The 23,123-nt window shown below is 51.5% G+C and carries 22 protein-coding genes; 16 read left to right on the top strand and 6 right to left on the bottom strand.

Going from position 1 to position 23,123, the window contains the following annotated elements:
• The first annotated feature begins 911 nt into the window (after positions 1–911).
• From ACFQ03_RS05935 to ACFQ03_RS05885, 11 genes are all read left to right on the top strand, one after another.
• Complete coding sequence (locus ACFQ03_RS05935) at positions 912–1,709, top strand: sugar phosphate isomerase/epimerase family protein (RefSeq protein ID WP_144937907.1); 798 nt, start codon at positions 912–914, stop codon at positions 1,707–1,709.
• A gap of 27 nt (positions 1,710–1,736) precedes the next feature.
• Complete coding sequence (locus tag ACFQ03_RS05930; protein ID WP_379286762.1) at positions 1,737–2,858, top strand: Gfo/Idh/MocA family protein; 1,122 nt, start codon at positions 1,737–1,739, stop codon at positions 2,856–2,858.
• 55 nt (positions 2,859–2,913) lie between these two features.
• Positions 2,914–4,128: an MFS transporter gene (locus tag ACFQ03_RS05925; protein ID WP_379286760.1), complete on the top strand. Its 1,215-nt coding sequence runs from the start codon at positions 2,914–2,916 to the stop codon at positions 4,126–4,128.
• Positions 4,129–4,327: 199 nt separating this feature from the next.
• Positions 4,328–5,677: an ABC transporter substrate-binding protein gene (locus ACFQ03_RS05920; RefSeq protein WP_379286758.1), complete on the top strand. Its 1,350-nt coding sequence runs from the start codon at positions 4,328–4,330 to the stop codon at positions 5,675–5,677.
• A gap of 76 nt (positions 5,678–5,753) precedes the next feature.
• Positions 5,754–6,641, top strand: coding sequence for a carbohydrate ABC transporter permease (locus ACFQ03_RS05915; RefSeq protein WP_379286756.1), 888 nt, complete (start codon positions 5,754–5,756; stop codon positions 6,639–6,641).
• Positions 6,642–6,652: 11 nt separating this feature from the next.
• Positions 6,653–7,513, top strand: a complete 861-nt coding sequence (locus ACFQ03_RS05910) for a carbohydrate ABC transporter permease (RefSeq protein WP_379286754.1) — start codon at positions 6,653–6,655, stop codon at positions 7,511–7,513.
• A gap of 386 nt (positions 7,514–7,899) precedes the next feature.
• Entirely contained in the window at positions 7,900–9,234 is a 1,335-nt protein-coding gene (locus ACFQ03_RS05905) for an ABC transporter substrate-binding protein (protein WP_379286752.1), read from the top strand.
• A 21-nt stretch (positions 9,235–9,255) separates the two neighbouring features.
• Positions 9,256–11,082 carry a cache domain-containing sensor histidine kinase gene (locus ACFQ03_RS05900; RefSeq protein ID WP_379286750.1) on the top strand — a complete coding sequence of 609 codons (1,827 nt, stop codon included), beginning with the start codon at positions 9,256–9,258 and terminating at the stop codon, positions 11,080–11,082.
• Positions 11,079–12,662: a response regulator transcription factor gene (locus tag ACFQ03_RS05895; RefSeq protein ID WP_379286748.1), complete on the top strand. Its 1,584-nt coding sequence runs from the start codon at positions 11,079–11,081 to the stop codon at positions 12,660–12,662. The genes ACFQ03_RS05900 and ACFQ03_RS05895 overlap by 4 nt, the downstream gene beginning before the upstream one ends.
• Positions 12,663–12,928: 266 nt before the next feature.
• Entirely contained in the window at positions 12,929–13,798 is an 870-nt protein-coding gene (locus tag ACFQ03_RS05890; RefSeq protein ID WP_379286746.1) for an SDR family oxidoreductase, read from the top strand.
• A gap of 221 nt (positions 13,799–14,019) precedes the next feature.
• On the top strand, positions 14,020–14,988 hold the full coding sequence (locus ACFQ03_RS05885; protein WP_379286744.1) for a helix-turn-helix transcriptional regulator: 969 nt from the start codon (positions 14,020–14,022) through the stop codon (positions 14,986–14,988).
• Between the two features lie 405 nt (positions 14,989–15,393).
• On the opposite strand, the gene ACFQ03_RS05880 is transcribed toward ACFQ03_RS05885, so the two are convergent.
• From ACFQ03_RS05880 to ACFQ03_RS05860, 5 genes are all read right to left on the bottom strand, one after another.
• Positions 15,394–16,146 (bottom strand): ABC transporter permease, encoded by a 753-nt coding sequence (locus tag ACFQ03_RS05880; protein WP_379286742.1) that lies wholly within the window; start codon positions 16,144–16,146, stop codon positions 15,394–15,396.
• The gene (locus tag ACFQ03_RS05875) at positions 16,143–17,123 is read right to left on the bottom strand and encodes an ATP-binding cassette domain-containing protein (RefSeq protein WP_379286740.1); all 981 of its coding nucleotides are present in this window, start codon (positions 17,121–17,123) and stop codon (positions 16,143–16,145) included. Before ACFQ03_RS05875 ends, ACFQ03_RS05880 begins: the two co-directional genes overlap by 4 nt.
• Before the next feature lie 16 nt (positions 17,124–17,139).
• The gene (locus ACFQ03_RS05870) at positions 17,140–17,715 is read right to left on the bottom strand and encodes a hypothetical protein (protein WP_144937883.1); all 576 of its coding nucleotides are present in this window, start codon (positions 17,713–17,715) and stop codon (positions 17,140–17,142) included.
• The gene (locus ACFQ03_RS05865) at positions 17,715–18,029 is read right to left on the bottom strand and encodes a PadR family transcriptional regulator (RefSeq protein WP_379286765.1); all 315 of its coding nucleotides are present in this window, start codon (positions 18,027–18,029) and stop codon (positions 17,715–17,717) included. Before ACFQ03_RS05865 ends, ACFQ03_RS05870 begins: the two co-directional genes overlap by 1 nt.
• Before the next feature lie 448 nt (positions 18,030–18,477).
• Positions 18,478–19,470, bottom strand: coding sequence for a phage baseplate protein (locus ACFQ03_RS05860; protein WP_144937880.1), 993 nt, complete (start codon positions 19,468–19,470; stop codon positions 18,478–18,480).
• Positions 19,471–20,111: 641 nt separating this feature from the next.
• Here ACFQ03_RS05860 and ACFQ03_RS05855 point away from each other — a divergent pair.
• The 3 genes from ACFQ03_RS05855 to ACFQ03_RS25890 all read left to right on the top strand — a co-directional run bounded on the left by ACFQ03_RS05855 (position 20,112) and on the right by ACFQ03_RS25890 (position 21,290).
• Complete coding sequence (locus ACFQ03_RS05855) at positions 20,112–20,522, top strand: RDD family protein (RefSeq protein ID WP_379286738.1); 411 nt, start codon at positions 20,112–20,114, stop codon at positions 20,520–20,522.
• A gap of 196 nt (positions 20,523–20,718) precedes the next feature.
• Positions 20,719–21,081 carry a GNAT family N-acetyltransferase gene (locus ACFQ03_RS05850; RefSeq protein WP_379286736.1) on the top strand — a complete coding sequence of 121 codons (363 nt, stop codon included), beginning with the start codon at positions 20,719–20,721 and terminating at the stop codon, positions 21,079–21,081.
• The gene (locus ACFQ03_RS25890) at positions 21,063–21,290 is read left to right on the top strand and encodes a tubby C-terminal domain-like protein (protein ID WP_449290182.1); all 228 of its coding nucleotides are present in this window, start codon (positions 21,063–21,065) and stop codon (positions 21,288–21,290) included. The genes ACFQ03_RS05850 and ACFQ03_RS25890 overlap by 19 nt, the downstream gene beginning before the upstream one ends.
• A 208-nt stretch (positions 21,291–21,498) precedes the next feature.
• Here the strand turns inward: ACFQ03_RS25890 and ACFQ03_RS05845 are convergent, their stop codons facing one another.
• On the bottom strand, positions 21,499–22,155 hold the full coding sequence (locus ACFQ03_RS05845) for a universal stress protein (protein ID WP_379286734.1): 657 nt from the start codon (positions 22,153–22,155) through the stop codon (positions 21,499–21,501).
• Positions 22,156–22,487: 332 nt separating this feature from the next.
• Here ACFQ03_RS05845 and ACFQ03_RS05840 point away from each other — a divergent pair, with 332 nt between their 5' ends.
• Positions 22,488–22,691, top strand: coding sequence for a hypothetical protein (locus ACFQ03_RS05840; protein WP_379286732.1), 204 nt, complete (start codon positions 22,488–22,490; stop codon positions 22,689–22,691).
• A gap of 23 nt (positions 22,692–22,714) precedes the next feature.
• Positions 22,715–23,098, top strand: a complete 384-nt coding sequence (locus tag ACFQ03_RS05835) for a GNAT family N-acetyltransferase (RefSeq protein WP_379286730.1) — start codon at positions 22,715–22,717, stop codon at positions 23,096–23,098.
• The last annotated feature ends 25 nt before the right edge of the window (positions 23,099–23,123 follow it).

Genomic DNA, 23,123 nt, shown 5'->3' with positions numbered 1-23,123 from the left:
TGGTCGCCTCCCTAAGAAATACAATAATATATTGTAGGGTAGGACTCCAGTTTCGTTAGGGGGCCGTGGAGGAATGGCACGTCTACCTGGAAAATCCGTCTATTTTCACCGTCTGCTGGTGCCATGCAAACGGAATGGCGCGTCTAACTGTATTTTGTACAGGTAGATTCAAGCGAATGGGCGAAAATGATCAAACTAACTGGATAAACTACAGTTAAAATGGGCAACTTTGGGCGAAACGGCTGTTTTGGCACAAACTAGCTGTAGGTTTTCCAGTTAGTTTCCATATTTCTTCCGAATATAGAAATCTAACTGTATGAAATCCAGTTAGTTTTCAAATTTCACACTATTGAAGCAGTTCAACTCTATTCTATCTTGAAAATACATCCATTTTCACCATCTGATGGTGCCGCGGCCAGAGGCATGGGGGTCTAAATGGAAATTCTAGCTGCAGACTGCCTTTTAAAATGGGTGACTTGCAGTGATATAGCTCTTTTCACAGTAAATAACTGGGGGTTTTCCAGTAAGTTTTCTTTCTTAACCTCATAGGAGCAAAATAGCCGGACTATATCCATTTAGACGCCACGCCCATGACGATTGCGTAGTTTCAAGCCATCCGCGTCTCCCTTACCAATGTGCCTCCAGGCAGTTTGGACCTGAGCTGTCCGCATTTTCTATTGTGCTTAAAAAATCAGATAATTTTGTGGATTTCCGGGATAGGAGAGAGGCTTGTAAGCGGTTATAATCAAACCAAGGCAATAATCCAAAAACTGGGAGGTGTCGACGAGGAAAGGCAATGTTGCCCATTTAGCTGCTGCTCGACGGAAAATGATCAACGGGAAAAGGTAGGCCAAGGCTTGTTCAACTTTAATTTACAAGTGCAGGAATGGAAGAAAGAGAGGTGCACTATCATGAAATTGTCAGTTGGAGGCTATTCGTTCTGTAATTCTTTCCGGGCAGGAACGATGGATGTATTCGGCTATCTGGAAACGGTCAAATACCGTTACGGCTTGGATGCCGTCGATTTGTGGAACGGTTTTTTTGCGGATGGTACGGGCGAGCTTTGCAGGGTGCCTGACGAGGATTACATACGGAAAATTCGGCAAGCGCTCGATGAAAGGGAGCTAATCCTAGCTAATTTTGCCATCGATAAAGCGCATATTTGGGACCCCGATCCGGTGGAAAGGGAAGCGCTGCACAAGAACGCGCTGGATCATCTGAAGATGTCGGCCGCGCTAGGGGCACAGACGGTCCGGATAGATACGGGTATCTACGAAACGACGGAGATCACCGAAGAGCAGTTCGAATATATCGTCAACCGGTTCCGCGAGTACTGCGAGTTTGCGAAGGATAACGGATTCCTGATCGGTCCCGAGAACCATATGGGCCCCTCGCTCGTGCCGGGCACGATGGCGAGAATAGCCGAGGCGGTCGATCATCCGAGCTACGGAATTTTGCTGCATATCGGCAGGTGGCGAGAGGATGTGGAGCAGGGGGATGCCATGGTGGCCCGCTGGACGGTTCATACGCATTTCTCCGCCCATACGGTGACGGGCCCGGAAGCGGTGGAGAAGGTCCGGATGCTTAGAGCGGCCGGGTATGACGGATATTGGGCGGTCGAGTACAACGCGCCCAACAACCAATATGGGGAAGTCGAGTGGCTGCTGGCTTCGGTCAAGAGGGTATTGGCCGCGAGCGAGGCGGAGTGAGGTTTTAAAGAAACGGAGGAATAGGGCATGAAGACGATTCGGATAGGGGTTATCGGTGTCGGACTCATCGGCAAGAATCATATGGAAAATTATTCGAAGCTGGCGGGAGCGGAGGTCGTTGCCGTTTGTGACATTAACGAAGCCGAAGCGAAATCGGTGGCTGACAAATACGGCGTGCCGCACGTATATACCGACTACAGGAAAATGCTGGAGCGGGACGATCTCGATGCGGTGGATGTATGTCTCCATAACAATTACCACGCTCCCGTGTCCATCGCTGCCATGGAGGCAGGCAAGCATGTCTACTGCGAGAAGCCGATTGCGGGCTCCTACTTCGACGGCAAGCGGATGGTGGACCGGGCGCAGGAACTGGGAAAGATGCTGCATATCCAGTTGGGTACGCTGTACCGCAAGGAGACCAAAGCGGCGAAGGCGTTAATCGACGGAGGAGAGCTCGGATCGCTGTACCATGCCCGGGCGACCGGATTCCGCCGAAGAAACCGGCCGTTCGTGGACGGCTTCGGAACCGCCTATTTCACCCGCAAGGAAACGGCAGGAGGCGGAGCCATCTTCGATATGGGCGTCTATCATATTGCTCAGATGCTGTATCTGCTGGATCTGCCCAAGGTCGAGCGAATATCCGGCAAGACCTACCAGGAGATGGACATGGACGCTCACAGGAAAGCGGCCAGCGGCTTCGATGTCGAGGAATTGGGACTGGGCTTCGTCCGCTTTGCCGGCGGCGTGACGATGGATATTATCGAAGCGTGGTCGGTTCATCTGGGCGGATTCGAGGGGGGCTCAGTGGTCGGCTCCAAGGGAGGAATCCGGCTGCCCGCCTACGGTCCGGGGGACCAGAAGTTCTCGTATTACACAACCCGATGCGACATCGACCTCGACAGCACCGTCGATTTGAACATGATGGATCTCCGCTGGCACCGGCTGAGGGAGAATGAAGACGCCTACGACTCGTCCCAGCACCATTGGATCGCTGCGCTGCAGGGCAGGGTCAAGCTGCTGCCCACCGCAGATATTGCGCTTCAGACGATGCTGATCAGCGAAGGGATTTATTTGTCGGATTCGCTTGGCCGCGAAGTAACAGCCGAGGAGGTAGCCGAGCGTTCCGTTTCCCTGTCCATTCCCGTATAAGGATGGGAACGGCGCTTCTCTCCTCAGGAATTCGGCGGAAAGAGAGGGGTAGCTTATGACGGATACGGTCCAGCCGGCAAGCGCTCGCTCGCTGGTTCAGTTGAAGATCTATAACTTTTTCGTATATGGCTCGATTGCGGTGCTGTTCGCCTTTTTTCCCTTCTATTTCATGAAAGCGGGATTGAGCCGGATGGAAATCGGCATGCTGATGGCAGGCGGACCGTTCGTCTCGATCATTGCCAACCCGATGTGGGGGTACTTAAGCGACCGCTTCCAAAATCTTCGGCGCGTCATCGTCATCCTGCTGCTGGGGAATCTGTTGGCCGTGCAGGCGGTGTTCCATACGACATCGTTTGGAGTCATATATCTGGTCATGATCGTGTTCTTTTTCTTCCAGACGCCGCTGTTCTCACAGAGCAATAGTCTGATCTTGAATACGATCGAAGGGACGCGGTACAAATTCGGCACCTTCCGGTTATGGGGCTCACTCGGCTGGGCTTTGTTGGCGGTCGCGGTCGGGCCGGTAATCGAGAGGACAGGAATTGACCGGCTGTGGATCATTTACAGTGTGATGCTGCTGATCACACTGGCCTTTACGATCGGACTGCCGCGGGGACAGGTCGCCGAAGTTCCGACCAAATTCGACGGGCGCGGGTACGGGAAAGTGTTTATCAATCCCCACTTTACGATATTTGTCCTGCTGGGAGTGCTCATTTCCGTGCCGAATTCGATGAATTCGACCTTCGTCTCCATCTATATTTCGGATTTGGGCGGCTCCGAAACGCTAATTGGCTGGTCGGCCTTCTTCTCCGCTATTTTCGAAATTCCGGTTTTTCTGCTGTTTGACCGCTTCCTCAAGAAAAAGACGAATACGATGGTCGCCTGTCTGGCAGCGGTCAGCCTGCTGTTCGCTTTACGGTGGCTGCTCATGGCGGTTGCGGCCGGGCCCTGGCAAATTATATGGATCCAGGTGCTTCACTGCATTACGTTCGGCGGCTACTATTACGTCGGAACGAGCCTGACGGCCCATCTTATTCCAAGCGAGTATCGCGCGACCGGGCAGGCGGCATTTGCCCTTACCTGGGGAGGCATTTCGGGCATACTGGCCGGATTTATCGGAGGATGGATGTTTCAGAATCTGGGACCCGCTCCGATGTATACGATCAGTGCGGTCGTTTCCTTGCTCGGAGCAGCCGGTTTTGTCTGGCTGTGGCGCATGATCCGCAAGGCGGAGGCGCGAACGAGCGGTACGCACAGCGCGGCTGTATAGGCAAGCGATTTCGAAGAATCTGCCATATTCAAAGATTGTGATGGTGAAGGAAGGCAAATCCGTCATGGATTTGCCCGGAGTATATGGGACGTCAAAAGTCCTTAAAGGACTAAATATGTCCCGAAATTTAAATATTTTCAAGGGTCTGAGCCCGGCCCGATGAAAGAATCCAACCCGATTCAGTAAAGGAGGAAAGCTTATGCGACAAAAAATTGTCCCGGCCTGGCTCGTGTTGTTCCTGCTGCTGGCAGCGCTGACCGGCTGCGGAGGAGGAAGCGGTACCGGTGCGGAAGGAGGCCAAGGAGGACAAGAGCAGGTCGAGATTACCTGGTTGGTCGTATCGAATCCCTATAAGCAGGCATGGTATGAAAATACGGTCAAGACGTTCGAAGCGGAGCACCCGCACATTAAAGTAAAGTTGATGACCTTGACCCAGACGGATGTGCCGCAGAAGCTGCCGACGATGGTCGCCAGCAACACGATGCCGGATGTTTGGTCCGCGAACTGGGGCGGAGGATTTGCGACATGGAAAGGGATGTATCTGCTGATGGATCTGACCCCGTATATCGAGAAAGATCCGCAAGCGGTCGAAGGGATCGACCCCCGGCTGCTGGATGTATACAAGATAGAAGGCAAAATATACGGGGTTCCGATGCTGCATTACGGATTTTTCCTGTTCTACAACAAGGATTTGTTCGATAAAGAGGGCATTCCGTACCCGACGACCGACTGGGATGATCAAAGCTGGACCTGGGACCGGTTCGTCGAGGTCGCCAAACAGTTGACGAAGGATACGGGCAAATCGAGCGATAAGCAATTCGGCTTCTATTACGACCTGCAAAATCATACGCGGGTGTGGCAGTGGGGCGGAGATTTCTTCAAGGAAGAGGATTATGTCAAAGGCGAAGTGAGTGAGCCGGCGGTCCTTACCAATCCGAGGAATTTGGAGGCGCTGCAATTTAATGCGGATATGATTTTCGAGCATAAAATTTCTCCTTCCCAAGGCGAACTCGATGCCGTCTCGCAGCTTGGCGATCCGTTCATGACCGGCAAGGTGGCCATGGTGCTCAAAGGCGGCTGGGGCTTCCAAAACTTCACGCAGGGCGTGAAATTCCGCTGGGGAGTGGCCGCTGTCCCTTATGCCGAGGGCCGTCAGGTTCCCAACTATGTGGACCCGTGGAATATTTATAAGAACAGCAAGCACCCGGACGAAGCCTGGGAGTTCGTGAAATTTCTGATCGATTCCAACGGGGCGGCCAAAGAGTTTGCCGAAAATTCGGGAGCGACTCCGGTTCATTCGGAGCTTCTGGACCGGTGGTATGAGCAGATGGCCAAAGTTACGGAAATGACGCCGGAGCAGCTGAAGCAAGTCAATGAGGGCTCGCTGAAATACGGAAGGGAGGATGCCGGCCATCTCATAAGAGAGTTTTCCCCTGTTAGTAACATGATCAAGCAAACGATGGACGGTGTCTACAACGGCAACAAAACGGTTCAGCAAGCATTGGAGGAAATCGACAAAAACTTGCGGAATCTGAAATCTGGCAAATAGCAGGTGAGCGAATATGAATGAGATGGAAATTTCCGCCCACGCTCCGGAGCGGATGCCCCCGGGGAGGAAGCGGAATATGGAAAGAATCCGGGAGCAGAGAGCGTTCTGGCTGTTCATATCTCCGTGGCTTATCGGATTCGTATGCTTTACGGGGGGGCCTTTCATCGCCTCCCTGCTGCTCAGCTTCACCGATTACAATGTCGTTCTTACGCCTAACTTTATCGGCTTGGGCAATTACATCAAGCTGTTCCAGGACAGCCTGTTCTATAAGTCGCTCCGCGTCACTGCGTATTACGCTTTGCTGAATGTTCCTTTTTCCATTCTGTGCTCCTTGCTGCTGGCGGTCCTGCTGAACCGCAAGGTGAAGGGGACAGCGCTGTTTCGCACGATTTATTACGCGCCGTCCATCGTTTCCGGCGTTTCCGTCGCCTTCCTCTGGTCCTGGCTGTTGAATCCCGATTTCGGGATTGTCAATAACGTGCTGCATGATGTGTTCGGCATTCAGGGCCCGGGATGGTTCAACGATTCCAAGACGGTCGTTCCGTCCATGGTGCTCATGCATTTGACCTCGCTCGGCTCGACGATCGTCATTTTCCTGGCCAGCCTGCAATCGCTTCCTTCGGAGCTGTACGAAGCCGCCGATATAGACGGCGCCGGAAGCGTGCGAAAATTTTTCAGCATCACCGTTCCCTTGATTTCACCTGTTATTTTGTTCAATTCCATTATCGGAATCATCAACTCGTTCCAGGTATTCACGCAGGCGTTCGTCATTACCAAGGGGGGGCCGGACTGGAATTCCTATTTTTACGTGCTGTATCTGTACGATACGGCCTTCGGGCAGTACCGGATGGGATACGCCTCGGCGCAGGCGTGGATTTTGTTCATCATCATTTTCGTGCTGACGATGCTGTCGCTGTGGCTCTCCAGAAGGTTCGTCCATTATGAATACGGTGATAACCGATAGGGGGAGGAGTTATGCTGCGCTTTAGAAAAATATACGGGCACGGAGAGCTGAATCCGCTGCAAAAAATCGTCACTTATGTGCTGCTGCTGGCGGGAGCCGTGCTTTTTGTCTTCCCGGTCTACTGGATGATCATCACATCGTTGAAGCATCTGCCGGATGTGTATACGATGCCGCCTTCCCTGCTTTTTTTCGATATCCGCTGGGAAAATTACAAGGACATTTTTACCATCGCACCGATGGGCAAATATTTATGGAATACGGTATGGTACAGCGCCGTATCGATTTCGATCCATGTCGCCGCCTCCTCGCTGGTCGCCTTCGGCTTTGCGAGACTTAGGGCCAAGGGCAGCGGCATTCTGTTCGCCATCGTGCTGAGCACGATGATGCTGCCGCCCCAGGTGACGATGATTCCGCAATATCTCGTCTTCAACAAGCTGGGGCTGATTGATACGTACTACCCGCTGATTATTCCGGCTATCGGCGGTGGGGCTTTCCTGATCTTCCTGATGCGGCAGTTTTTTCTCGGATTGTCCAAAGATTTGGACGAGGCGGTGAAGATCGATGGAGGCGGCTATTGGACGGTCTATTTCCGGATTATACTGCCCTTGTCCATGCCGGCGCTGGCCACGGCCGCCATTCTGGACTTCATGTATCGCTGGAATGACTTGATCGGGCCTCTCATTTATATCAACTCGCCGGAGAAGTTCCCGCTGTCTCTCGGGTTGGCCGGATTTACCGCCGCCTTCGGGGGAACTCCCTGGAATCTGCTGATGGCTGCGTCGGTCGTCGCTGTCGCACCTCCGCTCGTGCTGTTCTTCTTCACCCAGAAGTACTTCATCCGCGGCATCGTCATCAGCGGAACCAAGGGATAGCCTGTTCCTTGCCAGGATGTTCAGCCGTTCAGTCCGTCCCCATCATCCTTTAGCCTGCAAGCAGCCCGTTCACTGCACATATCGTCCCTACCCGTAAGGACGGAGGATGGTCAGGATTGGCTCCGATTCCGGTTATCCTCCCCTAGGTCAATCCTGTCCGATTAGCAAGCTAAGATCATCGGTTCATACGGTTTGCGGACGTTTGTTTGTCAGAGGCTCTCCTTTGGCAGGAAGTGTAGGTTTTTCGGATATTATTTTAATTCGCAAGGATACTCAAACGGACATCTCCGACTTATAATGAAAATAAAAGGACAGACAAACCAATGTTAGCCGATGATTCCCACCAGAAATGACAGCGCTTTCTAAGTTTGCGGGGGGAGGAAGTTATGACCAGAAGCCGGATGAAACGTTTGTTTTGCGCGGCCATCGGTTTAACGCTTCTCATGGGCTTGACGGCGTGTGCTACGGCATGGCCGCGGAATAGGGCTCCCGATTCGGCCGCCGGACCGCCCGAGCCGACGGTGCTCACCTTCATGCACAATTGGTCCGGACCCAGCAAGGTGAGCACCGTATATATGGAAAGGCTTCGTCAATTTGAGCGCGAGAATCCGGATATCCGCATCGCTCAGGAGGCGATCGCCTCCGCGCAGTACAAGATCAAGCTCGGTACCCACAGCGCGGGGAGGAAGCTGCCCGATTTAAGCGTAGTCTGGCCGGGCTCCCGACTGATTCCGTTGGTCGACAGCGGGCTCCTGATGCCGATTGACGACATCATCGGAGAATGGGAGGAGCTGCTTCCTCCCGATGCACTGCAGGGCTTCACGGTTCATGGGCAGACATATGCTCTGCCCGCCATCCAGAATTTCGACGATATTATCTACTATAATAAAAGCTATCTGTTAAAGGCCGGATATAAGGATTTCCCGGACAGCTACGGGGAGTTCAAGGAGATGCTGGTCCGCTTGAAGGAGCTGGGCATCACGCCCATCGGGCTCGGCAATAAAGATAAGTGGCCGCTGTCTTCGGCCTATGTCTCTATCATTACGGACCGGATCAACGGCCCCAGTTTCCTGCAGGGGGTGGCCAGCGGAGAGAGGGCGTTCACGGAGTCCGGGTTCGTTCGTGTACTGTCGGTTATCGGCGAATTAGCCGAGATGGAAGTTTGGAATGAAGATATGAATTCCATCGATGCGATTCAGGTGCTGGAGCGGTTCCTGCAAGGGGAGGTGGCTATGGTCATTTCCAACAGCTCTTACAATGCCAAGCTCAGAATCGATAATCCGAACGGCACCCAGGTAGGCGTCGCCCTGTTTCCGAGGTTCGCTGAAGGCAGAGGCGACCCGGCCCGAAGCGCCGGCAATATTCAGATGGGCATTGCCGTCAACAGCCGGCTCGATCCGGCGAAGAAGGAAGCCGCATTCCGGTTTCTTAAATTTTTTTATGATGAATCCTTCTACCGGTCCTTGTTAATGGAAAATATTCTTGTGCCGGCCAGGCTGGAAATCCCCGAAGACGCCGACCCTTCCTTGCGGGAAATCATCGGGCTGACCGGCAACGGGACGGCCCCGATTCTGGACAGCGTCGTTCCGCTGTCGGTGAAGGACGCGGTTGAGACCGGGCTTGTCGCCATTGTTAAAGGGCAGGCAGCACCGGAGGAGGCCGCCCAAGAAATGCAGAGGGTCATGGATCAATGGCTGAATGATAACCGGGCAGCAGATTGAGCGGAAAGAAGGAGAAGCCGCATGCGGAAACGAAAGCGGAGCCGTTGGCTGGCGCGATTGAGTTTGAAGTGGAAGTCTTACATCCTGTTTGCCGTATTCGTTACGCTGCCTACTCTATGGCTCGGGCAGGTTGTTCTCCAGCAGCTGAGCGGTATATTGCGTGAGCAATTCATGGCTTCCACAGAGCGGAATCTCGATGTAATCGTCATGAATTTGACGGACAAGATGAAAGCCGTCGAGGATATGTCCGACTATATGACGTACAGCCGCGATTTCCGAACGTTCATGATGAGCCCGCCGGATCAGATTTCTCCCGAAGAGAATGACCGCATACAGGACAGCATTATGGGCTTCGCCACCTTTCAACTGATGTCCAAAGGCTATATTAAATCGATTTCAATTGAAGGAATCGGAGGAGGCCGGGTCGACTTTGGCGAGCCGGTCTTAAGCGACGAAACCGATTGGCGGGAGAAAGCCCGCAGCAAGCGGGGAGAAGCCGTCTGGAGCGATTCCTACCTCATCTACAGCGGCTGGAACGAGAGCAAACGTGTCCTTTCGATGTTTCGCGTCATCAACTCGTATGACGATCCCGAGCGCCCGATCGGCCTGGTCACCGTAAGAATGGATGAAGGGGCAGTGTCGGCACTGCTCGAAACCGGGATGGGCAAGCAGTACGGCCATATCTTTATTGTCCGTGGCGACGGTACGGTGGTCCTTCACGATGATAAACGCGTCATCGGCTCATCTAATCCGTGGCTGGACCGCAGCGGGGCAAGCAGCTTCTATTCCGGCAAGGGGCCGAATGCCGGCAGCTATCTGCAAATCATCCGCGAGGTCGGAGCAACGGGCTGGCAATTGATCGCCTTGATCGACAGGGCACGGATCGAGAGCCACGCCCAAGGCATCAAGGCTTCGATTCTGCTGATCCTTGGCGTCATGGTCCTATTGGGACTGGCCGCGTTGTTCGGCTTTCACTGGACGATAATCCGTCCGATCCTCGAGCTGAAGAAACAGACGATGCGGCTGGAGGGGGGGGATTTTCAGGCGCGGGTCGCCATCCGTTCCGGGGACGAGATCGGCAGCCTCGGCAGGCAGTTCAACAGGATGGTCCGAACGATCCGCCGACTGATCGATACGAAGTATGTACTGGAGATTCGCCAGCGCGAATCGGAGTTGAAGCTGCTGCAAAGTCAGATCGATCCTCATTTTTTGTATAACACGCTGGATATGATCCGCTGGACGGCCAGGCTGGAGCAGGCCGGGCAGACCAGTCAGCTTATTGAAGCTCTGTCCCGTTTCTTCCGCAACAGCTTGAGGAAGGACCGGATGTGGACGACGCTGCAGGATGAACTGGAATTCGTCCGCTCGTATCTCGAGCTGCAGAAGAGAAGACTGGGCGACGGGCTGAGTTTCACTGTGCTGGCGGATGCAAGGGTAAATCATTGCGTCATGCTGACCCAAATTATCCAACCGCTTGTGGAGAACAGCTTGAAGCACGGGCTGGCCCGCAGGAAGCAGGGGGTCATTGCCGTCCGCTGCTACGAATCGGGAGGCGGGCTGCGGATCGACGTGCTCGATAACGGCAGCGGTTTTGCCCCGGAGCTTGCCGGCTTCCTGATGGGAGCATTCGGCTCCCCCGGCAGTCAGCCCGCGCAGGGACTGGCTCTGCATAATATTATGGAGCGATTGAGAATCGTGTTCGGAGAGAGTGTGGGATTCGAGATCGGAGAGCCGCCGGGCGGGGGAGCCAGAGTCAGTCTCCGGCTTCCTCTGCTGTACAATTCGGAGCAGGCTGTCCGATTGCTGCATCGCAAAGACCAACCGGGAAAGGCGGGAATCGGACCTTGACTTTCAAAATGTTGATTGTGGACGACGAACCGGTCATTTGCAGCGGACTGAGACATACCATTCCGTGGGAAACGCTTGGGATCGATGTCGTAGGCGAGGCCTATGACGGAGAGGAAGCGCTGCGCATCGCTGCCGTGCGGCCTCTCGATCTGGTGCTGACGGATATCTCTATGGAGGGAATGGACGGCTTGGAGCTGGCGGGAACACTAAAAAGCCGTTATCCTCATATTAGAGTGATCTTGATCAGCGGTTATGAACAATTCGAATATGCCCGGCAGGCTGTCCGTTTGGGAATCGAGGACTATCTGCTCAAGCCGGTCGATATTGATGAATTGCTCGGACTGGTCGCGAAAATTACCGGTCAATTGGCTGCAGATCGAGAACGAAAGCACCGGAAGGAGAGGGAGGAATGGCTGGGCTGGCTTAACGATCAGATGCAGGGAATCGATAGAGCCTGTCCTCCGGCCGCGTTGCTATGGGAGAGTGAAGCCCCAACAGACTGCCGGGTGATAGTCAGCCAGTTGGATGATTATGCCTGTTGGCGGCAGCACCTCTCGGAAGCGGAGAGCAAGCAGATGCGGATGCGTTGGAAAGCGGCCGTGGAAGCGGCACTGCAAGCTGGGGGCTGGTATCCGCTATCTATTTTCCACCATCCGAACCTGCTCGTTACGATGGCTGCGGGCGCCTCTGCGAGCTGCATTGATTCCGCTCCGGGTGCGAGCTGTACGAACGCGCAATTCGATATGCTTGAGAGGCTTCTGAGCGAGACGTCGGAACGTTGGGAAGGGCCCGGCCGACTCGCTTTTGGGGTGTCCGGCTCGTTCAGTGACCCGGCTTGCTTTCGCCTTCACGGGATGGAGGCCGTACAGGCTCTTCGACGCAGAGCGATAGAGGCAGACCGCATCGTGTTCGAATACGGACACGAAATACGAACGCCTCCCCGATCCGTTCCGTGTTTAAGTGACGAGATGAGTCAATGGGAGGAGCGGCTGGCCCGGTCCATACTGAAGGAAGCAGAGTATGAAGTCGCTGTGGCGGTGCGGGAGCTTCTGAACTGCTGCAGAGCTCGGAGGATGCTGCTGGACGAAGCGGTTCAGGTTTGCGACGAGCTTCGTCTGATGGTCTGCCGCAAGCTTAGGGAGAGCGGGCTTCGGATCGGGGGGGAAGCGGCCGGATATCCGTTGGCCCGGCTTGACCCGCATGTCTATAATTCCTATGCTTCGATTGAAACGATATTTATCGAGCAATTGCTTGCGCTCGCATCAGCAGCGGTGCCTCCTTGCCCGGGAAAAGCCTGGCGGATTATGGAGCAGGCCAAATCCTATATCATTCAAAATAGCGGAAGCGATCTGCGGGCGGCGGATGTCGCCGGCTGGCTGCAAATTACGCCGAACTATTTCAGCATGCTGTTTAAGCAGCATACGGGGAAAAATTTCTCCGAGTTTCTGAATGAGCAGAGAATTAAGAGGGCGAAGGAGCTGCTGCTCGAAAGCACGGACCGGGTCTATGAAATCGCCGATCAGGTGGGCTATAAGGAATATAAGTATTTTTCCGCCATTTTAAGGCCCACACCGGCCTGACGCCGACCGATTACCGGGAATTGGCTTCCGCCAGATAAGGCTTCGCATCCGACAGCGAGATTGCTCCATCGATCCGGCTAACGGGGACCTCTATGGACAGGTTCCAGGCCAATATCGGCTCCATGTATATTCCGTAAGAGAAATATAAATTAATATGACATTAGATGTCATATAAGTCTGTTACTCTTGGATAAGGCAGCGAAAATTGAAAGGTTCGGTGAATCACCGCACTTTGCACTCTTGCCGGAGAAGGAGCGATAATAGAAATGAAGCCATTACAGGGAAAAGTGGCCGTGGTGGCCGGTGCGACCCGCGGATCGGGACGCGGAATAGCAGTCGCGCTCGGGGAAGCCGGAGCAACGGTGTACTGCACGGGCCGGAGTGTCCGGGGAAGTTTATCCGATATGAATCGGGCGGAGACGATCGAGGAAACAGCCGACAGAGTGACGGCCAGCGGCGGGACAGGAATTCCCGTTCGTGTGGATCATTCGGTGGAGGAAGAGGTGAAAGCTTTATTCGAGCGGGTCCGAAGAGAACAATCGGGTCGTCTCGATATTCTGGTCAATGATGTGTGGGGCGGAGACCCGCTATCCGAATGGAACACCTCGTTCTGGGAGCATTCGCTGGATAACGGCCTGCTTATGCAGCGGCGGGCCGTACATTCCCACATGATTACCTGCTACTATGGCGCGCCGCTGATGATTGAGAGACGGCAGGGACTGATTATAGAAATAACGGACGGCACGGATTACCGTTATCGGGGGAATCTGTATTACAGCTTGGCCAAAATCTCGGTCATCCATCTTGCCCAAGCGATGGCGGCGGAGCTTAAGCCGTACAACGTTACGGCATTGGCGCTGACTCCGGGCTTCCTGCGTTCGGAGGCCATGCTGGATCATTTTGGCGTGACCGAGGACAACTGGAGGGAAGCCGGTCAGATCGATCCTCATTTTCTCATGTCCGAAACTCCGGCTTACATAGGCCGGGCAGTGGCGGCGCTGGCTTCCGATCCGGAAGTGGCGCTTAAATCCGGACAGGCATTGAGTACCTGGGCGCTCTCGGATGAATACGGATTTACCGACCGGGACGGCAGCCGGCCGCATTGGGGGAATTATGCCGCCGAGCAAGGCTTCTAGGGGCTGCGGAAGAATCATTTTAACGCTTGTCGGTCCACATTTGTCTCGAAGTGTCGCGGTATCGCGGAGTGCCGCAGCATCACCAAGTATCTTGAAGTACCAGCGCTTGAGGTCTGATCTTGGTGCGGTCTTCATTAAGAAACGTTAGTTTGAAAACTCTAAAATTATGTTCCTTCGGCTGACCAGCGGGGGAGAACCGATCGCAGGAGGGGGGCGAAAGCATGAGAGCGGACCGGTTAATATCTATTTTACTTTTGCTCCAGAATTATGGACGGCTGACTACCAAGGAGCTGGCGGACAGATTGGAGGTATCCGAGCGCACCATCCATCGGGATATGGAGGCCTTGAGCACAGCCGGAATTCCGGTGTTTGCCGAGCGGGGGGCCAACGGAGGGTGGGCTTTGTCCGAAGGATACCGGACTCAACTGACCGGGATGAAGACCGAAGAAATGCAGTCGCTGCTCTTGGCCCACTCTTCCTCGCTGCTCCGGGATTTGGGACTCGGCAGCGTGTTTGAGGACGCCTTTCAGAAGCTGTTGGCTTCTTTCCCTGTACGGCTTCGCGAGGATGCGGAGCTCGTTCGCCGGCGCATTCATGTGGATGGCGCCGGTTGGCATCCGTCGGATGAATCCCTGGCGGCATTGCCAACCGTTCAAGAAGCGGTTTGGCAGGAAAAGAAGCTGAACTTCGAGTATCAGCGCGAGGAGGATGCGGTGGAGCGGACGGTTGAACCGCTAGGCTTGGTGGCCAAGAGCAGCATATGGTATCTCGTCGCAGCAGTGGAAGGGGAGCTGCGAACCTACCGGGTCTCCCGCATGAAGAGGGCCCGGATGCTGGAAGAGTTCTTCGAGCGCCCCGATTCGTTCGATTTGGCCGCCTGGTGGGAGCAATCCACACGACAATTCCGGGAACGGTTGCCTCAATATCCGACTCGGCTAAGGCTCAGCGCTCAGGCGCTGTCACGTGCTTCCCGCCAGCGCTATATGAAGCTGCTGCATACCGGACCCGAGGTTAACGGCTGGATCGAGGCGGAGGTAGAATTCCATACGCTGGATTCTGCCTGCGAAATATTGCTCGCATATGGGCCTCTTGTGAAGGTGTTGGAGCCGGCTGAGCTTCGTGACAGCCTGCTGTCTCAAGCACAGGGCATTGTGTTGTTATATAGTGAGGAGAATACGGAGGAATCGTGATGCTGCCCGGGGCAATCCCTGATTAAAGGTTGGGGTGACCCGAAGCAATGAACGAATAGGGCAGGAATTTGCATCCAAGGAAGGCGTATCCGGCAGGACGACCGTAGTGGTCCCTTTTCAAAGGCTGCGTATGCAGTGAAATGACCGGAGCGGGATAAGCCTTCCCGTTTGCAAATCATTTTATTGTCCCCGAATTCAGGAAAAACAACGATCGCCATACAGCAGGAAATATCGGAAGACGTGGACTAATCGGCGCCCACCTTCCCAAGAAAGAGACGTTTTTAGTAGACGGTTATGAAGAACTGGTCGCATGGTGAGAAGTGAGAGAGCCGTGTAGGAAGTGTAGGAATTGCTTGAATGTAGACTGATAACAAATAATACTGGGATTGGAATCAGCCATTGTAGTTATGCAACGGCTCTTCTATAAACGTTCGTTGCCCAGCCAAGGGTAATCGCAAGCAGTGGTATCATAACGGCGAACGCTAGAAATACATTCTTATCCCAAATGGTGCCGCTGGCCAATACGCGAGAAGCTTCCACCACATAATACAGCGGATTTAAGTGCGCGAGAACTTGCAACCATGTCGGCCCAAAAGAAATGGGAAGTAAAACGCCTGCCAGCAACATTATCGGAAGCTGCAATCCGGTGACAACAGCGGCTAATGTACCGACATCTTTGAATAGGAGTCCTAAACTGCTGCTTACGGCAGACACGACAGCCGTCAATAGGCAAAGCAGAACCAACAAGACAGCAAGCCCGCCAATGTGAATTTGAAATCCGGCAAAGCTTGAAATAATGATGACAATAAGTGCAGGCAGCAAAAACATGACAACATCTTTCACCACGTTACCCATTAGTAGGGAAAAGCGGCTGACCGGCGAAACCCTGAAGCGTTCAATAACCCCTGTTTGCAGCTCATGGATGATGGTCCAGCCAATACCGGTGCCGCTGCTTAATGCAAATAAAGCCAGCAAGCCGGGAACAAAGACGTTGGCAACACCTGTTTCTCCCACGCTGGGAATCCCGCCTAGAAGAGGCGCGAACAAGGCGAGATACAATAAAGGCGTTGTGAAACCCATAAATAACCATATGGGAGAGCGGATTTGTTCCATCATTCTCCGTTTGAAAAGCAGTCCTGTCTCAGAAGCCACGTTCATGCGATTCCCTCCTTAACATCACGTAGCAGTCTTCCTGTCTGTTTAAGAAATACATCGTCAAGGGACGGCGTGGATATGGTAATCGATTGCGTTCGAATGCCTTCGGTCTCCAAGAATTCGAATACGCGGGGCAGTGTCCGAGCTCCGTCATTGGCATAAAGATAGAGATTATCGCCTTCAAGCCGGGTTTCATGGATAAAACTCAGCTTTTCCAAACGTAATTTTGCTTGTTCTGATTCCTCGTTAGAAAGTCGAATTTGAATGACATCGCCGGAGATTTGATTTTTGAGAGCAAGCGGCGTGCCCTCCGCCACGATCCTCCCGTAATCCATAATGGCAAGCCGGTCGCTTAAGGCATCCGCTTCGTCCAAGTAATGCGTAGTCAAGAAGATGGTTGTGCCGCCTTCCTGCAGCTTTCTGATTTGCTCCCATAGATTGGCGCGGTTTTGCGGATCAAGCCCGGTGGTCGGTTCATCCAGGAACAGGACTTTCGGACGGTTGATCATGCCTAGCGCGATTTCCAGCCGGCGCTTCTGCCCACCGGAATATGTCCTCACGACCCGATCAGCCAGTTCGGTTAGCTCGAAAACATCAAGCAATTCGTTGGTGCGGTTTCTCGCGTCGTGGCGGTTCATCCCGTAAAGCCTTCCGGCAAGGATCAGATTTTCGCGTCCGGTTGCTTCCATGTCCGCTCCGCCAAGCTGACCGACATAGCCGATATGCCGCCGCACCTCTTTCGGCTGGCGGACAAGGTCGTATCCGCAAATGGCCGCATTCCCTCCATCAACCGGCAAAAGTGTCGTAAGCATGCGAAGTGTCGTCGTTTTCCCGGCCCCGTTAGGACCGAGAAAACCGAAGATCTCGCCGCTCTTGACCGATAGCGTGACTCCGCGCACCGCTTCAACCGTGGATGTCCGGCCCTTTAATTTGACCGCAAAGCTCTTTCTTAGCTCGGTGATTTCAATGGCATTTGGCATACAATCAACCCTCACTTTATTTTTTCTTCTTCAATGTAATTATGGCGTTGCTTATAAGCCCCATTCCTATTCCGATGACAGCGCCGACGACAACGCCGGTTAGTGTATCGATCCAACCGCCGGCCAAAAAGTTGCCGCGCCCGCCGCTGCCGAGAAATCCGACAAGCGCCCCGATAGCAGAGCCAAGGAACAAAAAACCTGCATAGAACAGCCCAATCGCTTCGTAATCGGCCGGATCGCGGTTTTCAAAGTACCGCTCAAACCGCTCCTGCAAATCGGAAGACCTCGCGGTTTCACTGCGAAATGCAAGATCCGCCTTCGCACGTTCCAATGCCTCCCGCTCGGATAATCCTCCCGCGATCAAATCGTTCATGTAATCGCTCATGTAGATGATCATATCGTTTTGCGCTTCAAGCGATGTCTCCGAGCGGTTCTTGAACTTGGCAAGCTTTTTCAAGAGCTTGTTTTTGGCCTGGCCGGTTTTCCGCCGCAGCTTCTCCATGTAGGTCATCTCAGCTTCATCCAAATAGTGCTGGGATTGTTCCTGTGCGAATTGGTTCATTTTTTCCTGTACCTCACGACTAAAGCTCATTATTTTTCACCTCCATGTTTTCTTAACATTTGGATGCGCCCATTAAGAAAATCCCATCTCGCCCAAAAGGATGCCAGTTCCTCGAACCCACGCTCGTTGAGCGTGTAAAACTTCCTGGGGGGGCCCATTTCCGAAGGTTTTTTCGTGATGTGAACCAGCTTGTTTTTTTCCAGCCGCAACAGTAGAGCATAGACTGTCGCTTCCGCAAGCCCTTCAAATCCCATGGCGTGCAACTTTTTGGCAATCTCATATCCGTATATTTCGCCCCGGCTTATAATCTCCAGGACGATGCCGTCCAAGACGCCTTTGAGCATTTCGCTTAGATTATCCAGAATACCACCCCCACGGTACTCAACGTCGTAGGTAATCAATGTTATTGAGTACTGCTACACAATAACATAGAGTAGTGAAAATTGTCAATAAGCTTTTCAATTAAGTTGTTATTTTCAATAAGTGCTCCTCAATAATTCAATAACGCCTCTGGTACGAGGCGACCTTGTGCATGGCAAGACAGAAACATCAGAACATCTTCCTGCTTACCGGATGGCGGGTTTTCGGGTTGGGGGGGGTCTGCTGCGGAAGATATCCGAATAATAAGGAGTCCATAACAACGCATTTGATTCAGGCGGTGGTCATTCATTTTTCTGTTGGCAATCATGTGACAAAGCCCGGCCTTACGCCGGGCAATCGATTTAACTATCCATCGGTTTGCTAATCTAACTTTATTTATTAACAGCTTTCGGGGGCTGATTCGTTTAGCGGTTAATTAAATATGCTGTCAGGAACGTAATAAATTTTCTGCGTATCTTTTTTGTTTACCGGGTCTGTTACTATGGTGAAATAAACGTTGCCGTTTTTCGTCTGAACTCCTTCTATCTCTTTGAGCCCCACATTGGTAATCTTTACAAGAGCTCGGTATGCTCCGGTGTTCGACATCATCGCAATTTGCGGAGTATCGCCATGCGCGCCGCCTGATGTAAAGATTCTTGTACTGCCGAGCATGTCTACTCCTTGGAAAGATCCGTTCGGCCTGATGATTCCACTGCCCGACTGCGTGAAGCTGTAAACACAGGCGCTTTTCGCTGCCGCACTGTCCAAACGCACCTGTTTGCTGCTGTCCAGAAGCTTGTTCAGCGCTACCGTATCATAAATGGACCAAGTCACGGTTCCTTCTTTCGTCTGTACGCGGAAAATTGTATGGGTACTGTTGCCTCCGCCATCCACACGGTATGTCGTCCCTAATCTGGTACCGGTCTTATTGGCGTAATTCATATAGGTGAACCGATGAAGGTCTGTATAATCGAGTGTCGTGCCGGCTTTGTACTGCAGCCTTGCTACTTGAAGCGACCAGTTATACGTTGTTGCAGGATCCTGTTTTGAACTGAAATAGAAGTAATTCTGGCCATTGTAAGTATACATATCGAGGGTTTGGCCATGACCCGCATTGGTGATGGTCATTTTATCAACGAATGTGGCGTCTTTTCCATTGATGCGCAATCTTGAAAGATAGACCGTACCTCCAGACCGCTGAGTGACATAAATATACGTTGAAGCGATGTAAGCTTTTTGAACAACCAAGTTATGCTGAAGTCCTTTGAGATTGTAGGCGAGTGTCGCTGAAGCGCTTACCGTTTTCTGAGGAGCTGCAGCAAAGGCGGGCAAAACCGTCATTATCTGCATAATTAATGCGGCGGCCACACAAGTAAGTATTCTTAGTTGTCTTTTAGTAAGACGTAACGATTGGATTGGCAGCATCATGATTCCTCCTTAACAATGGATTTTAATATCATTGGATTGCCCCCGAAAACGTACCCAAAAATTAGAACTCTACCGTACTTCTTCAGCACAGAGAGCATGCCGGATATGCGCCATTGTCAATTAATTTTCACCTAGCAAGCCAGGGCCCTATTTTAAATCTCGATTCGAGAAATTATCGTAATAATCGGGGTTTATATAAAATAGAAAAGGGTTAGGGAGATGGCAAAAAAGTAGTAAACAATCTATGCGGTGAGAGGGACAGATTGAATAACATCGTAAAATGAAATCAACGAAAATTATACAAACCATCATTTGGGAGGTGTGGAGTAATAGTTCTGTTATCATTTAATACTTCACTGTATATGATGCGCCAATATATTAGAGGTCAAGTCAAAAGCTCCTATCATTATATTTTTAGACTATAAAAGGACGTTTGAATCACCAATGTACATGCCCGGTTGCGGAAATTCTTAATTCGAAGCCCACATATAGAAGAACTTGAGCATTTTAAGGAAGTCATAGACTACTACAGTCAATTAAGAGATAGTAAGGCTTGAAGAAGCCTGAAGAAATGCACAGGGATTATGTTTGGTGTTCCACCTAAAAAATCAGCCTGATAGTGGGAGGTAGGGAAGAAGATGTTAGCCGTCCGGAGACTGATTGCCTATGGAATTGATTTTATTATCCTTGCAATGATTCTTGTTAGCGTGCAATTAATAATTAATGTATTCACAGGGGGAGGGCTGTCCCGCTCGCTGCAAAGCGGCTGGGCCATAGAGCTGTGGGTGCTGTTAACGATGTCCGCACCTGTATGGCTTTACTTTATCTATTGTGAATATCGCACACGGCAAACGATAGGTAAAAAAATGATGAGGCTAATGCTCGAGAGGGTGGATGGACAGCCATTGAAGCTTCGGCAAACGGTGATTCGAACGCTGATCAAGCTGCTGCCGTGGGAGCTAACTCATATATTCATATTGCTGCCTGAACCTTGTGGTCTGTTCCCGAAGCCCCCCGTATTTCGATATACCTGCCCAATATCCTCATAGTACTCTATGCTGTCTTTCTGTTCTGGACGAGAGGCAAGCGCGCACTTCATGATCTCATTCCGGGGACTCATATAGTTTCAGAATAACACGGAGCCCCAAATTACCATTCCAAGAAAACGGGAAGAGGAAATGGAAATCAACTGGAAATTCATATAGAATTAAGAGAATCATAGAAACTGGAGAGGGTGTCGAAAAGATGGGCAGTAGAAGCAGGCTTATCCGGGAAGAGGAATTGGAGAATCTTCTGCAGTTATACAAGCATCTGCATCCGGAGGACCCGGAATTGACCAGGGACGAGGAGCTGTCCAAGCATTGGCGCGACATGCTGAATGACGGAAACATGAGCATCATTGTGGTAGAGCATGAAGGACAAATCGTGGCTTCCTGCATCCTGGTGCTGGTTCGGAACCTGACTAGAAGCGCAAGACCCTATGGGTGGATAGAGAATGTGGTTACGCACAAGGAGTTTAGAAGAAGAGGGTTCGGAAGGATTGCGCTGGAGAAAGCACAGGAAATCGCGTCGTATATCAGTGGCAAACAATATCTCCCGAATTTCTAATTAAATCCACATCTGGACTTGAATTTACAGTAAAGAAAGATTTAATGGATTGGGCAGAATTTTATTATGAAGGTAAGGAAGTAGCAAGGTGGAAAATGAAAGCAACTGAATTTTTTAAAACTTATTTAGAAATTGAAGAATATTCTCCCATAAAAGAACCCGAATTCTTCATATGTCTTTTTCAATGTATTTTTTATGTTGGGGATTAGGGAAATTAACTATTTATGCATCGAATATATTTAGTTAATAATTCCGCGTTTATTGAAAAAGCCCGGGCATTCTAATGAGGTCATCAACAGCTTCCATGACAAGATAGTTTAAAGAAGCTTGAATAGCCAATGGAAGAGGAGAAAAAAGAGAGGAAGAAGGGATGTCCTTCCTCTCTCAACGTTTATGGCAGACACGTGCTTTCGGAAACTATGGTGACTCATTGCTTTGCAGAGGAGAAGGGTCAACAATTTGGCCACGACTGACATTCAAATACTTAAGTTTATCCGCTATTTTTACTTTTAACAAGCCGGTGTCGAAGTCGGTATTCATTTCCTTGAAAAAGATCCCCTCTGCTACCTGCTCGCCCTCGACTTCCGAATTGCCGATGTGATACTGGTCCCCATTCCTGCGAACCGTGACACGGACTCCTCTCTCATGAGTGTCTGCCAATTCCTCATCCATTCGCTGAACGGCCACGATATGCAAATCAATTTCGCCTATTCGATTGAGGAGCTCATTAACGAAAGAACCGTGAATAATCTCCTGCCAACGCGTTTGGGCGGGCTGTCCGATGATCAATTGCGTAATATGATGATTCCGGGCCGTTTCGGCTATGATTTCAGAGGCTTTACGATTTTCGCTAGATTTCATAATAAAGGTTGCCCCTAGTTCTTCACATTTCGCTCTCCAGAGCGCCATATAATTCTCTTGCTCCTGATTAAGTTTATCCGGCTGCACAGGAATGACGCTTACTACAAACAGGGGGCATTGGAGATACCTGGCCAATTCACCGCCGCGGCGAATGAGCCGCTCCCCGTTCGGACCGTAATACACACAAACCATTATTTTTTCGTTGTTTTCCATTATTCGGACTCCTTTACTGTTGAAAACACGTGATATTTCTTTACTTTCCCAGGGAAGGTTCTGGGTGTAAGTCTGATCATTTCATTACCAATACCTTGCTGGACATTATAACCCAACTTTAGCAAAGAAAAAAAGGGTTAAGGATGTAATATGCTTGCGAAAATGAAAGTTTAGATTTGGTATAGTTGATCCGTAAATAGAAGCCGACTCCTTATTATCCACATTGCCATTAGGAACATCAGAAACAGGAATGACTATGAGAAATTACCAATGGATTAAGCTATAATATTACGAAAGGAAGCATTATCCATTTCAGTATAGGAAGTGACAGCGTGGTCGTTCGACGGGCGAACATTGCCGAGTGGGTTAATGATAAGGAAATCAAGATTAGTCCTAATCCGTCCGAGGAGAGCTTCCTCGCCTTTATAAAGCAGAAACGGGTATCCAAGAAGCTGATGCAGGAAATGGACATTGCAGAAGCCTTCAGCCAAACAGAATGGGTCGATCAAGAAGTCATTTTTAGGGGACGCCTCTAGGTCGCCCCAGTTAGGAGGTAGCTGTGGAATCGATCCGAGTTGCACAAGTGACAAGCCTTGATCCGGAAAGCTTGTCATCATTAGTAAAATGCAGTCAGGAAGAAGGCTTCCGCCATCTCGTTAGATTGGTCAAGGAATATGAACAAGGGGAGAATACTTTCTCCAGGCAGGGGGAAGCGCTGTTTGCGGCCATCCGGGGAGAGCAGATCGTTGGAGTGTGCGGTTTGAATCAGGACCCTTATTCGCAAGACAAAACCGGAAGAGTCCGGAGACTTTATGTGCTGCCCGAATTCAGGAGATCAGGCATTGGCAGAAAACTGACGGAGGAAGTCATAAAGGAAGCAGCCAAGCATTATAAACGGCTGGTTTTAACTTCCAAAAGCGAGGTTCAACTCCACCGTCTTTAGACGGTATCCGCTTTTAGCCCTACAG

Source organism: Paenibacillus residui (assembly GCF_042677205.1).
Lineage (GTDB): Bacteria > Bacillota > Bacilli > Paenibacillales > NBRC-103111 > Paenibacillus_L > Paenibacillus_L residui.
This window is presented reverse-complemented; position numbering and strand designations above follow the sequence as displayed.

Excerpts from the sequence above, each read along its gene's own strand:
- ACFQ03_RS05935 (WP_144937907.1), top strand. The coding sequence starts at position 912 with ATGAAATTGTCAGTTGGAGGCTATTCGTTCTGTAATTCTTTCCGGGCA.
- ACFQ03_RS05930 (WP_379286762.1), top strand. The coding sequence starts at position 1,737 with ATGAAGACGATTCGGATAGGGGTTATCGGTGTCGGACTCATCGGCAAG.
- ACFQ03_RS05925 (WP_379286760.1), top strand. The coding sequence starts at position 2,914 with ATGACGGATACGGTCCAGCCGGCAAGCGCTCGCTCGCTGGTTCAGTTG.
- ACFQ03_RS05920 (WP_379286758.1), top strand. The coding sequence starts at position 4,328 with ATGCGACAAAAAATTGTCCCGGCCTGGCTCGTGTTGTTCCTGCTGCTG.
- ACFQ03_RS05915 (WP_379286756.1), top strand. The coding sequence starts at position 5,754 with ATGGAAAGAATCCGGGAGCAGAGAGCGTTCTGGCTGTTCATATCTCCG.
- ACFQ03_RS05910 (WP_379286754.1), top strand. The coding sequence starts at position 6,653 with ATGCTGCGCTTTAGAAAAATATACGGGCACGGAGAGCTGAATCCGCTG.
- ACFQ03_RS05905 (WP_379286752.1), top strand. The coding sequence starts at position 7,900 with ATGACCAGAAGCCGGATGAAACGTTTGTTTTGCGCGGCCATCGGTTTA.
- ACFQ03_RS05900 (WP_379286750.1), top strand. The coding sequence starts at position 9,256 with ATGCGGAAACGAAAGCGGAGCCGTTGGCTGGCGCGATTGAGTTTGAAG.
- ACFQ03_RS05890 (WP_379286746.1), top strand. The coding sequence starts at position 12,929 with ATGAAGCCATTACAGGGAAAAGTGGCCGTGGTGGCCGGTGCGACCCGC.
- ACFQ03_RS05885 (WP_379286744.1), top strand. The coding sequence starts at position 14,020 with ATGAGAGCGGACCGGTTAATATCTATTTTACTTTTGCTCCAGAATTAT.
- ACFQ03_RS05880 (WP_379286742.1), bottom strand. The coding sequence starts at position 16,146 with ATGAACGTGGCTTCTGAGACAGGACTGCTTTTCAAACGGAGAATGATG.
- ACFQ03_RS05875 (WP_379286740.1), bottom strand. The coding sequence starts at position 17,123 with ATGCCAAATGCCATTGAAATCACCGAGCTAAGAAAGAGCTTTGCGGTC.
- ACFQ03_RS05870 (WP_144937883.1), bottom strand. The coding sequence starts at position 17,715 with ATGAGCTTTAGTCGTGAGGTACAGGAAAAAATGAACCAATTCGCACAG.
- ACFQ03_RS05865 (WP_379286765.1), bottom strand. The coding sequence starts at position 18,029 with ATGCTCAAAGGCGTCTTGGACGGCATCGTCCTGGAGATTATAAGCCGG.
- ACFQ03_RS05860 (WP_144937880.1), bottom strand. The coding sequence starts at position 19,470 with ATGCTGCCAATCCAATCGTTACGTCTTACTAAAAGACAACTAAGAATA.
- ACFQ03_RS05855 (WP_379286738.1), top strand. The coding sequence starts at position 20,112 with ATGTTAGCCGTCCGGAGACTGATTGCCTATGGAATTGATTTTATTATC.
- ACFQ03_RS05850 (WP_379286736.1), top strand. The coding sequence starts at position 20,719 with ATGGGCAGTAGAAGCAGGCTTATCCGGGAAGAGGAATTGGAGAATCTT.
- ACFQ03_RS05845 (WP_379286734.1), bottom strand. The coding sequence starts at position 22,155 with ATGGAAAACAACGAAAAAATAATGGTTTGTGTGTATTACGGTCCGAAC.